Below are 12,591 nucleotides of genomic sequence, written 5' to 3' on the forward strand. Positions count from 1 at the left end.
TCTGTGCTACGAAATTACATCAAAATCGCCTGGCGGAATCTTACCCGTAACAAAGCCTTTTCGGCAATCAACATTCTGGGGCTGGCCATTGGCATCGCAGCCTGTGTGCTCATTCTGCAATACGTTACGTTTGAATTAAGCTTTGATAATTTTCATGCTAAAGGCGACCATATCTATCGCGTTCGGCAGGATCGGTACGATAAAGGTAAACTCAGTACGCAATGGGTAGGTGGGGCACAGGCCGCCGGTAATTCGTTTAAAGCCAATTTCGGTGAGGTCGACGATTATGTTAAAGTGCTGAAACGCCGGGCGCTCATCGCTGATTATGGCGAAAAAAGCCTGAAGGTCGAGCGGGTGTTCGTTGCCAGTGAGTCGTTCTTTAAGATTTTTTCGTATCCGTTGCTGGCCGGGACTGCTGCTACCGCGCTGGCCGAACCCAACACCGTTGTTCTTTCCGAATCAGTAGCCAGACGACTGTTCGGGTCTGAAAACCCAATTGGCAAGACGATCCGCATCAACCAGCGGCAGGCCGTCAAAGTAACGGGCGTTTATCGGGACATGCCTGCCAATACACACCTGCATGCCGATTTGCTGATTCCACATTTAACCTTTATTAAGGAGATGGGGAAAGACAATAATCCCGATAATGCCTGGATGTGGGATGGCGCGTTATCGTACCTGCTGCTCCGTTCAGACGCCAGCCCGAAAGCGCTCGAAGCTAAGTTTGTGCCCTATATTCAGAAGACAATCGGCGCTGAGCTAAAAAAATACGACTCCGATGCTGTCTATACGCTTCAACCGCTGCGGGATATTCATTTGTACTCGCATTTCATGGAAGAAGCAGAGCCTAACGGTGATGGCAAAACGGTGTATCTGTTGCTGGCAATTGCGTTCTTTATTGTCGTGATTGCCTGGGTCAATTACATCAATCTGGCCACTGCACGTGCGATCAACCGAGCTAAAGAAGTGGGCGTACGGAAAGCCGTAGGTTCGTTGCGCGGACAGCTCATTCGGCAATTTATGACAGAGTCTGTTTTGCTGAATGGGCTGGCTGTTGGGCTGGCTCTGCTGATCGTTGTCGGGTCGTTACCCATATTTAGTGAGTTGTCAGGCCAGCAACTGTCATTTTCGCTGTTAGGGAGCCGCATGTTCTGGTTGCCTTTGGTCGGGCTTTTTGTGGTAGGTGCGTTTCTTTCGGGTTTATACCCAGCGTTTGTCCTGTCAGGATTTAAACCGGTATCGGTTCTGAAAGGTAAAGTAAGCACCTCGCGGCAGGGCATTGTTTTGCGTAAGTCGCTGGTTGTATTTCAGTTTGCAGCTTCGTTGTTCCTGTTGGTGGGTACACTGGCCGTTTTCAGCCAGATTCAGTTCATGCGGGCGCAAAGTCTCGGTCTAAACATCGAGCAAACGCTGGTAATCAATCCGCCGATTATTAAAACTGACTCGACGTTTATGCGGCAGATGCTGGCGTTTAAGGAAGAACTGCTTCGCCGGCCGGGTGTCCGTTCCATTGCAGCCTCTACCGTGGTGCCCGGCCAGGCTTCGGACTGGAACGCGGGCGGCATTCGATTAAAAGGCATGGATGAAAGTAAAAGCAAACAATACCGGGTCATTGGCATTGACTACGATTTTCTAAAAACATTCGATCTGAAACTACTGGCTGGCCGCAACTTCGCCAAAGAGTTCGGGAGTGATCCAAAGGCGCTCATTTTCAATAAGATGGCCGCCAAACAGCTTGGATTCGATCAGCCCGATCAGGCCATTGGCAAACAGATTGAATTCTGGGGTGAAACATTTACGTTGGTTGGGGTTACCGACAATTTCCATCAGCAGTCATTGCGGGATGCCTACGAACCGCTTATTCTGCGCCTGATTCCAGATGTGCGGGGTTATTTCTCCATCAAGCTGGCATCCGGACAACTCGATAACACGGTTGATGTTATACGCACGGAATGGAATCACTTTTTCCCCGGCAATCCGTTTGAATATTCGTTTCTGGACGAACGCTTTAACGAACAATACCGTGCTGACCAGCGATTTGGGCAGGTATTTGGGTTGTTTACTGGCTTAGCTATTCTGGTCGCCTGCCTGGGCCTGTTTGGTCTGGCTTCATTTACAACGGCACAACGGACGAAAGAGATTGGTATTCGAAAAGTGCTGGGCGCGTCGGTGGGTGAGATTGTGCAAATGCTTTATCAGGAATTTGCGGTGCTGATTCTGATTGCCTTTGTTGTTGCAACGCCATTAGCCTGGTATGCGGTTAGTCAGTGGCTCCAGAGCTATGCTTTCCGCACAGACATTCAGTGGTGGCTATTTGTGATGCCATTCGTATTGGTTTTGCTGATTGCGCTGCTAACAGTGAGTTTCCAGAGCGTAAAAGCGGCCCTGATGAACCCAGTCAAATCGTTACGTTCCGAATAATGCAGGAACGGGTTCACAGGCATAACAAGAAGTTAGAGCAAAGCCTTTGTTGAGCAGGCGTTTGGTGGGTTCGGCCAGTAGAGAGTCGTTGACAACGTTTAGAATTTTGTCAACGATTCGGGCTGCCACGAAATGTCAAGTTTCCCCGACTTGACCTCTGAAAAAGGCCAAAATAGCCGGTGCTTGGCGCTGTTTTCCTTTAAGAGTGCGGACATAACGGTTGATTGGCTGTAGATAATCGTCCGACAACGGGCAAACGTGCCTAGTCGTATTGTTTTCGGATGCGTGAATCAGATACGCTTTTCCATCATTGTCCCGAAAAACGGTCATATCCCTCGAATAATGTCCATTGGGTTTTATACTGCCCAGCTAGCGAAAAGGGCCGGTTGGTTTGCTGCTTACGGCCACACCTGCGTGTGCATAGCTGTAATCTTTATGATTGCTATTCATAGCGATGGCTCCAATAAAAAATAGGCGACGATCTAGTCCCTATTTCTGTCCGCCCATTGTCCGAATCCGGACATTTAGTGATTGAGCTTATAGTTTAATAAGTTAGCAGTCAATGTCTTGTATTTTCGGTGCGACATTTGATGAAGTTAGGCGTTGGATTATTTCTGTTAAAACCCATGCGTAACACACTGCTTTTTATCGCTCTCCTGCATGGATCACTCGTAAGCTGGGCTCAATTGACTACACCCCCAATTGGCGGTAATAAAAAAGCATCAGTCTCGGAACAGATTGGTTTGGCGACTGTAACCATTCATTACGACCGGCCCGGTGTGAAAGGAAGGGAAGGGAAAATCTGGGGAACATCCATTGCTCACTATGGCTTTCAGGATCTTGGGTACGGGCCCGGTCAGGCGGCTCCGTGGCGGGCCGGAGCCAATGAAACAACAACGATTACCTTTTCGGATGATGTACGAGTTGAGGGTAAAGCGCTGGCTGCCGGTACGTACGGGCTGTTTATGAACCTTGGCGAACAGGAAACCACCGTTATATTTTCCAGAATAGTCGTATCCTGGGGAAGCTATTATTACGATCCGGCATTGGACGTCCTGCGCGTGACGGTGAAAAACCAGGCACTCGACCGGTCGGTGGAATTGCTGACGTATTCGTTCGTCAATCAGACGGATAGCTCGGCTGCGGTTGCTCTGAGCTGGGAGAAACGGATGATTCCGTTCACGGTGAGCGTGGATATGGTTGGTCAGCAAATGGCATCGTTCCGGCGGGAATTGCTTTCGAAGCCGGGATTCACCTGGGAATCGCTGGTGCAGGCTGCTACATACTGCCTGACGACGAGCCATGATCTGAAACAGGGACTGGTTTGGGCTGATCAGGCTATAAGCGCGCGGTATATTGGGCAAAAGAATTTTCAGACACTTAGCGCGAAAGCAGCTTTACTTACTGCGCTTAATAAATCCGATGAAGCTTCTATTTTGATGAAAGAAGCGTTGCCGATGGGCACGATGAACGAACTTCATCAGTATGGGCGCACCCTGCTTTCCCAGAAGCGCGATCAGGAGGCTTACGCAGTTTTTAAAACCAACTACGACAAAAATCCGAATCAGTTTACAACCAATATGGGCATGAGCCGGGCACTGATCGCCGTTGGTAAACCGAAAGATGCCCTGCCCTATTTGCGGGCGGCCTTACCACAGGCTCCTGATTCATTGAATAAGGCTAATGTGGAGGCTATGATAAAATCGATTTCAGAAGGGAAAACTTTGTGAACTAAAGTGTAGATGAGGTCAACAATTTATCTAAATATTGAGTCAAACGAAATGGCGATATTGGTGACCGGGTCCTGAATAATTCCTTGTGTATAGGGCGTTTTCTGACCATCTGGTGTTTGAATAAACACTAACCGAAGGGGGGGGATAATAATCCAGACTGATTGAACACCCGCTGGAAAGTAGATGTCGTTCATCTTGGTCGTAATTTCTGTCGTAGCCTGTTTAGGCGACTGAATTTCAATAGCTATGATAGGGGGCTGTGTATAAAAAATGATGTCATTATCCCAATCTTCGGGCAGGCGAGGGTATATGGATACGTCTGGTTTGACAGGTTTGCCATTTAATTTTAGCTCCAGTTCAGGCAAGACATCATACTGCTCGGTGTAACGGTCAAGTGTTACGCTTAACCGATGAATTAATTTAGAATGATTGACCGACATAATGTCTTCGGAGTGGAATTCTTCAATCAGATCAAATGATGTTGTTTCCATACCGCAATGAGTTTTTTCAAAGATAACCAAAACAAAGCAGTATGCTTACTAACTATCTCAAAATCGCCTGGCGGACACTTCAGAAACAGCGGGGCTTTACATTCATCAACATCTTCGGGCTGGCGGTTGGTCTGGCCTGCTGTATGCTCATCATGCTCTATGTCCTGGACGAGCTGAGCTATGATCGCTACAATGCGAAAGCTGACCGTATCTACCGCGTTCAGTCCGATATTAAATTCGGCGGTAATGACATGCACTTTGCGGTTTCGCCTGATCCGGTTGGTCCAACCCTCAAAAAAGATTACCCGCAGGTCGAGCAGTTTGTGCGGCTGCATGATCGCGGAACATGGTCGGTAAAGCGGGTCGGCGAACCGACAAATCTGCGCGAAGACAATATCACCTTTGCCGATTCAACGCTGTTTGACGTCTTCACATTGCCCTTGCTATCAGGTGATCCGAAACGGGCTTTGGCTGAGCCTAATAAGGTAGTTATTAGCGAGTCGGCGGCTAAGCGTCACTTTGGCAACCGCAATCCGATGGGTCAGCCAATGTTGTTCGATGGTAACAGAACCTTTACCGTATCGGGCGTGATGCAGGATATGCCCAAAAATTCGCACTTCCATAGCAACTTCTTCCTGAGTATGCTCAGTGATAATTATCCGTGGGGGCAATGGCTCAGTAATAATCACCATACCTATATTTTGCTGAAACCAGGAACTGATCCGGTCGCATTTGCCAAAAATTTCGATACGATTATTGAAAAATACGCTGGTCCGCAGGCCTTGCAGATTATTGGTACTACCATGGAACAGTTCCGGAAAGCGGGTAATCAAATGGGATTCTGGCTCATTCCACTCACTGATATTCACCTGCATTCCAAACAACAAATCGAACTGGCACCCAACGGCGACATCCAATATGTGTATATCTTCTCGGCTGTAGCCTTGTTCATTCTGATTATTGCCTGTATCAACTTCATGAACCTGGCAACGGCTCGCTCGGCGAATCGGGCAAAAGAGGTAGGTGTTCGGAAAGTGATGGGGTCAGAACGGCAACAGCTTGTTGGGCAGTTTATGACCGAATCAATTCTGACGACGGTACTGGCCATGATGCTGGCATTGATCCTGGTGGCTGTAGCATTGCCGGGCTTCAATACCATTGCGGCCAAAGAAATGAGCCTGAACCAGTTGGTATCACCGTATTATCTGCCCTTACTGATTTCCCTGCCAATTGTGGTCGGATTGCTGGCAGGTAGCTATCCAGCCTTATTCCTATCATCCTTTCAACCAATTACTGTCCTGAAAGGCAAAATTAATGTCAGCTTCAAGAGTGTTGGATTGCGGAGTGGCCTGGTGGTATTTCAGTTTATGATGTCGGTGGTACTTATTGTGGGGACGATTATCGTGTATCGTCAGATCACCTACATACAGACCAAAAACGTAGGGTTCAACCGCGATCAGGTCATGACTGTTCATGGCGTCTATTCAATAGGAAGGCAAGCGGAAACGTTTAAGCAGGAAGTACTTCGTTTGCCGGGTGTCGTGAGTGGAAGCATTTCCGGATATCTGCCAACCCCGTCGAGCCGCAATGATAATGCTTATTTCGCCGAGGGTCAGGCGGATATGAACAAAGGGGTTAGTATGCAGAACTGGGGTGTTGACTACGATTATGTGAAAACGCTGGGGATGCAACTGGTTAAAGGCCGCGATTTTTCACGGGACTTCGGTTCCGATTCATCGGGTATCATTCTAAATGAAGCGGCTGTGAACGTTTTAGGGTTTAAAGACCCCATCGGCAAGCGGGTATGGCGGTTTGATGATAGCCAGGGCAAAACCCGAAAAACGTTTACGATCATTGGCATTGTCAAAAATTTCCACTTCGAATCGCTCCGGCGTAACATCGGATCCTTGTCGCTGGTGCTCGATTCCAATTCAGGAGCCGCTTCGTTTCGGCTGAGTAGCGCCAATGTACCGGTGCTGATGAAACAAATAGAAGCAAAGTGGAAGCAAATTGCCCCTGATCAGCCGTTCAGCTACCAGTTTATGGACGCAAGTTTCGATAATATGTACCGGGCAGAGCAACGCATTGGTACGATTGCCCTAACGTTTGCTGCATTGGCCATACTGATTGCCTGCCTAGGTCTGTTTGGCCTGGCCGCATTCATGGCCGAACAGCGAACCAAAGAAATCGGAGTTCGTAAGGTGTTAGGCGCTTCGGTGGGCAGCATCATCGGCTTACTCTCAAAAGACTTCCTGAAGCTGGTGCTGGTAGCCATTGTTATTGCTTCTCCGCTGGCCTGGTATGCTATGAGCCAATGGCTAAAAGACTTTGCCTATAAGATTGATATCGAATGGTGGATATTTGCCCTGGCAGGATTATTGGCAATAAGCATTGCCTTATTAACCGTTAGTTTTCAAAGTATTAAGGCCGCGTTGATGAACCCGGTGAAAAGTCTGCGTAGTGAATAGTGCTGAGCTGCCCGGTCGGGCAGACCGGGCAGCTCACAAACCTTAACTTTTTTTAACAGGCTGACCAAGAGCTTTGTATGTACCTTGCCGCTACAAAATAATGTACGGCAATATGATTGAAAACTATCTCAAAATTGCGTTCCGGAACCTCCTCCGACGGCGGCTTTACGCGCTCGTAACGCTAATTGGTCTGACAGTTGGGATTACATTTTTGCTGCTCATTGGTAACTATATTCAAGGTGAACTAGCCGTCAATAAAACCCTCCGGAATTCTGGTCAGCAGTATGTAGTGCAAAGCCGCTGGAAGGAGGAAAACATGGGCCTCGACATCACGACGCTGGCACCACTTGGCCCGACGCTCAAGCAGTTATACCCCAATCTGATTGCCAATTATTATCGCTACTACGGTGTAACGGCCATCGTCTCGAATGGTCAGAAACACTTTCGGGAAGCCATTGAAATCGGCGATTCAACGCTGTTGTCGATGTTTGGTTTTCCGATGGTACAAGGCAATCCCAAAACGGCCCTTCTTGAACCCAATTCAATTGTCATTACGGCGGCTCTTGCTCTGAAGTATTTTGGTAAAACCGATGTGCTTCAACGACAGCTAACCGTACAAACGCCCGCAAGCGGGAAGCAGATCTTTACGGTTACGGGGGTACTGAAAAATCTGCCGAAGAATAGCGTTACGAATCTGGTTGAACTACCCGACCAGCTATTCATTCCGATGCGTAATGTGGGCTATTTCACGCTGGAAGCAAGTATGCGCTCCTGGCAGAATCAGTATATCCCGACTTATCTGGAACTACAGCCGGGCGTTACCGCCGACAGGTTAACGCAACCATTGGCGCAGTGTCTGGCTACCTATGCACCACCGGGTTTCAGGGAAAATTTGCAGGCCTACCTCAGCCCGCTGGAAACATACTACCTGAAAGCTCAGAACGGCTTAGTCGAAAAGATGGTACTGGCTCTTACGATCATTGCTGTGTTTATTCTGTTGATGGCCGTAGTCAACTTCGTCAATATTACGATAGGTATGTCGGCAACGCGCCTGCGCGAAATTGGCGTTCGGAAGGTACTGGGCGGATTGAAAAAACAGATCATTGGCCAATTTCTGGCTGAAGCTTTATTGTTGACAACCGGTGCAACATTCCTGGCATTGGGCTGCCATGAACTCTTCCGCACTATGTTTGCCAACCTGTTAGGAAGGCCAATACTATCGCTGGTCGATTGGCCGGTAGTTTCGTTCGCAGCCTTATTGGGGCTGGTTTTATTGATTGGTCTGCTGGCGGGTAGCTATCCTGCCTTTGTGTTGTCGGGCCTGCCGTCTGTCGAATCACTGAAAGGGAAGCTCGTAGCATCTGTTCAGAAGGGCATCGGGTTTCGCCGGGCATTGATTGTATTTCAGTTTACGGTTGCCATCTGTGTTTTCGTTGGAGCCCTGGTTATTGGTCGGCAGGTAGCGTATTTTTTCACTAAAGATTTAGGCTATCAGAAAGAGACCGTGATGACGGTGGCGTCAGTGCCGCGCGATTGGTCGCCCGTTGGTGTGCAGCGTATGGAAGGGGTCAGAAATCAACTGGCCCGCATACCAGGTGTGAGCGATGTGAGCTTTTCGTTCGAAATTCCGGATGGGAAAAGCAGTGGTAGCGGCAGGTTGTTCCGGCAGGGCCGCGACAGTAGTAATGCAACGGTGGTTACCATTATGACAACCGATGAACACTTTGGGAAAACCTACGGTCTACAAATGCGGGAAGGGCAGTTTTTTCATGCCAATGGCGAAGGCTACGACTCTACCCGCGTTATCCTGAATGAGTCAGCAGCCCGAGCACTTGGCTGGGCCAATCCGGCAAGCGCAATGGGGCAGCTTGTGCGGTTACAGGGCGGTAGTTACACCTGTCGGGTAGCGGGTATTCTGAGTGATTTTCACTTTGGTTCACTGCACGAAACCATCAATCCGATCATTTTCTTCCACGTACGGGCGAATCCCATTTATCGGTATTTTTCGTTCAAACTTGCGCCCGGTCATTTGCCCGAAACGGTAGCCGCTATCGGCCAGGAATGGGCGCGACTGTTTCCCGATGCTCCGTTCGAGTATTCGTTCATGGACGATACGCTCCAGAAGCTTTACAGGACTGAAGTGCAACTGCAAAAAGCGTCGAGATTGGCCACTACGCTGGCATTGGTCATTGTGTTATTGGGTGTGCTGGGACTGGTGTCGCTGAACGTGACCCGCCGTACCAAAGAGATTGGTATTCGGAAAGTACTCGGCGCATCGACCATCGGTATTGTCAATTTGTTCATGCAGGAATTTGTGCTGATTCTGCTGGTTGCCAGTCTGATTGCCTTTCCCCTCGCGCATTATTTCCTGAACAATTGGCTGGCACACTTTGCCTACCGAACCAACCTGTCGTGGACACCATTTTTAATGGTCACGGGTGTGCTGGCTGTGTTGACGGGGTTAGTTGTTAGTATGCAGGCGATTCGGGCTGCGCTGGTGAATCCGGTGAAGAGTTTGCGAAGCGAGTAGCAACTGCGCATCGGCAATACGTTACAGAAATTGATTCAGATCTAATTGCAGGACTTCCGAAAATGATGTCGACTGAGTCAACCCACCGTCGCCTTTAGAATAACGATACCATTGGGCTGCTATGTAGTCGTATACAAACCCTTCCTGTATACCATAATCATCGGCTTCAAGTAGGGCGATTACTTTTTTAAGGTCTTTACGTAACCCATCGGTATGGCAAACTTCAATGATTATAGGGGTTGTTCGAGCCGTGTTGTCGTATAATATCAAATCAGGAACGGGACTCGCTTGCCCCTCATCGAGCATCGTTTCAGGTAGGGGTTCAAGCTGGATACAGTGTTCGCGATAGAAAAGTGGACCAAGGCCTGAATTGAGTTTAGAAATGACCCGTTGATGCGCTTTGGGGCCATAAACACTCATATCATCATTGACCTGAGCATATTCGGGGAAAGTTGGCTTATACATAAAAGCTAAATTATATAAACAAATTTAACCAAAAAGTTATGTTCCGCAATTACCTCAAAATCGCCTTCAGAAACCTTAACGCCCAGCGTGCTTACACGTTGCTCAATGTTGTTGGGCTAACTATTGGCATGGCGGGCGGACTGCTCATCTTTTTGTTCATTTACCATCACCTGAACACCGACCGGCATCACGCAAAATTCGACCGTATATACAGGATTGTTTTGGATCTGCACCTCGATGATGGTTCGATTGAGCACTACCCCGAGGCCCCGCTGCCTATGTCGAAAACGTTGCGAACCGACTATCCCCAGGTCGATCAGGCTGCTTTTTTGCGGATGAATCGGTCATTGACGGTCAGCATAAACCGCCCCGGTCAGACGTCCCCTAACCGCTTTCTCGAACAGGAAGGCACTGCTATTGTTGAAGCCGAACTATTTCAGATTTTCGATTATCAGTGGTTAGGTGGTAATCCCAAAACGGCCCTTCGCGAACCGAACAGCGTGGTTTTAACGGAATCATGGGCCAAACGCTACTTTGGTGACAGCGACCCTATGGGTCAGGTTATGGAACTGGATCACAAGGTGAATGCGACCGTTACGGGCCTTGTCGCTGACCCCGTTCGTCCGACAGACACGAATATTGGCCTGTTTATTTCCATGCCGACCATTCGGCAGCTCGACCCTGAGTTTGATGTTCATGAGTGGGGGCAGTTGAGCAGCACGAACCGGCTATATTGTACGCTGAAAGACAATAAGCCAGCCACTGCCAGACAAATTGAAACGACCTTCCCGGCTCTGTCAAAAAAACACTTTGGCGACGTTGCCAAGGCTTTCCATTTTCACATTCAACCTCTGGCCGATATACATTTTGATGTGCAACGCGTGGGTGGTGTTATTCGACTTTCATTGCTGGGCTCACTGGGGCTGATTGGTCTATTTTTGATCGTTATTGCCTGCATTAATTTTGTTAATCTGGCCACCGCTCAGGCGTTTCGGCGAAGCAAGGAAGTCGGTATCCGCAAAACACTGGGTAGTTCGAGGATTCAACTGGCCCGACAATTTCTGCTCGAAACCAGCCTGATTGTCGTTATCGCTACGATTCTGGCCATGCTGGTGGTAGTAGTAAGTCTGCCATTATTCAGTAACCGGGTGCATATTTCGCTGTCTCTTAAGCCCAATGGACCGATGCTGTTGTTCATCGGCCTGTTGATGGCCATTGTGGTGCTTCTGGCAGGTGGTTACCCGGCTTTTGTGCTGTCGGGTTTCAGTCCCTGGGCAAGCCTTCGGGGCAAACTTATGGCTTCGTCGCTGGGTGGTTATTCATTGCGGAAAGGATTGGTCGTTCTACAGTTTGTCATTTGTCAGATCTTGCTGGTAGGGTCACTGGTGGTGATGAAACAAATGAATTTCATTCGGCAAACCGACCTGGGCTTTCAAAAAGACAACGTATTGATCGTCAATCTGCCAAACTCCGGAAAAGAAACGTGGCAGGCCTTCAAAAACAAACTGAATCAGTATCCCGATATCAAGGCGGTAACCTTGCAATACCGCCCGCCATCGGCTGGTGTTATGAACGGTGGGTCATTCAAATTTGGCAGTAAGACCGAATGGGTTACTTTTCCGGTTCGGGAACGGCTCGCTGATGCTGATTATCTGAAAGCATACAATCTACAACTAGTGGCCGGGCGGAATATTAGCGAAGGAGACTCAATTCGGGAATATGTTATTAATGAAACCCTGGCCCATAAACTTGGCTTTCGCAACCCACAGGATATCATCGGTAAACCAATGCAGTATTATCTGTCGCAGGTGCCGCTGCCGATTGTGGGAGTCGTTAAAGATTTTCATCAAAAGTCGTTGCATGAAGCCATTGCGCCGTGTTTTATAGCCTCCTTTCCTGCCATGTACCGGCAGGCTGGTATTCGAATTTCAGGTCAATCATCGGTTCAGACCCTGGCTCATATTCGGCAAGTCTGGCAAAGCCTGTATCCAACCGATGTCTTTGACTATGAATTCCTGAATGATCAACTCGCTCAGTTTTATGAAACTGAAACCACCATATCGCAACTTGTCAATACGTTCGCGTTGATGGCGATGGTTATTTGTGGGCTTGGGCTATACGGTCTGGTTGCGTTCACGGTTGGGCAGCGCACAAAAGAAATCGGTATCCGCAAAGTACTGGGTGCATCGGTAGCCAGTATCGTAGCCCTGCTCTCCAAAGATTTCTTAAAGCTCGTATTGACTGCCATTGTACTGGCTTCGCCTGTGGCATGGTGGGCTATGAACCAGTGGTTACAGGATTTCGCCTACAAGATCGACATTGCCTGGTGGGTCTTTGTGTTGGCCGGATTGCTGGCCATTGCCATTGCGTTATTGACCGTTAGTTTTCAGAGTGTGAAAGCAGCACTGATGAACCCCGTGAAGTCGTTACGTTTCGATTAATCCCGCAACTGTTTCACCAGGGTAGGGTTCCGTATTTCGGTA

General features: G+C 48.7%; 7 protein-coding genes. 5 read left to right on the plus strand and 2 right to left on the minus strand.

Annotation, left to right across the window (positions count from 1 at the left end; genetic code table 11):
* Positions 1-3: 3 nt before the first annotated feature.
* Positions 4-2,421, plus strand: a complete 2,418-nt coding sequence (locus GJR95_RS05220; protein ID WP_162384874.1) for an ABC transporter permease — start codon at positions 4-6, stop codon at positions 2,419-2,421.
* A 626-nt stretch (positions 2,422-3,047) separates the two neighbouring features.
* The gene (locus GJR95_RS05225; RefSeq protein WP_162384875.1) at positions 3,048-4,151 is read left to right on the plus strand and encodes a DUF2911 domain-containing protein; all 1,104 of its coding nucleotides are present in this window, start codon (positions 3,048-3,050) and stop codon (positions 4,149-4,151) included.
* 26 nt (positions 4,152-4,177) lie between these two features.
* Here the strand turns inward: GJR95_RS05225 and GJR95_RS05230 are convergent, their stop codons facing one another.
* Positions 4,178-4,645 (minus strand): Uma2 family endonuclease, encoded by a 468-nt coding sequence (locus GJR95_RS05230; protein ID WP_162384876.1) that lies wholly within the window; start codon positions 4,643-4,645, stop codon positions 4,178-4,180.
* Positions 4,646-4,686: 41 nt separating this feature from the next.
* Here GJR95_RS05230 and GJR95_RS05235 point away from each other — a divergent pair, with 41 nt between their 5' ends.
* Positions 4,687-7,113, plus strand: a complete 2,427-nt coding sequence (locus GJR95_RS05235) for an ABC transporter permease (protein ID WP_162384877.1) — start codon at positions 4,687-4,689, stop codon at positions 7,111-7,113.
* A gap of 112 nt (positions 7,114-7,225) precedes the next feature.
* Complete coding sequence (locus tag GJR95_RS05240; RefSeq protein ID WP_162384878.1) at positions 7,226-9,643, plus strand: ABC transporter permease; 2,418 nt, start codon at positions 7,226-7,228, stop codon at positions 9,641-9,643.
* A gap of 21 nt (positions 9,644-9,664) precedes the next feature.
* Here GJR95_RS05240 and GJR95_RS05245 read toward each other — a convergent pair whose 3' ends face one another.
* Positions 9,665-10,108 carry a hypothetical protein gene (locus GJR95_RS05245; protein WP_162384879.1) on the minus strand — a complete coding sequence of 148 codons (444 nt, stop codon included), beginning with the start codon at positions 10,106-10,108 and terminating at the stop codon, positions 9,665-9,667.
* Between the two features lie 38 nt (positions 10,109-10,146).
* Between GJR95_RS05245 and GJR95_RS05250 the strand changes: the two genes are divergently transcribed.
* The gene (locus GJR95_RS05250; protein WP_162384880.1) at positions 10,147-12,549 is read left to right on the plus strand and encodes an ABC transporter permease; all 2,403 of its coding nucleotides are present in this window, start codon (positions 10,147-10,149) and stop codon (positions 12,547-12,549) included.
* Positions 12,550-12,591 lie beyond the last annotated feature (42 nt).

The organism is Spirosoma endbachense, assembly GCF_010233585.1.
GTDB classification, from domain to species: Bacteria; Bacteroidota; Bacteroidia; order Cytophagales; family Spirosomataceae; genus Spirosoma; species Spirosoma endbachense.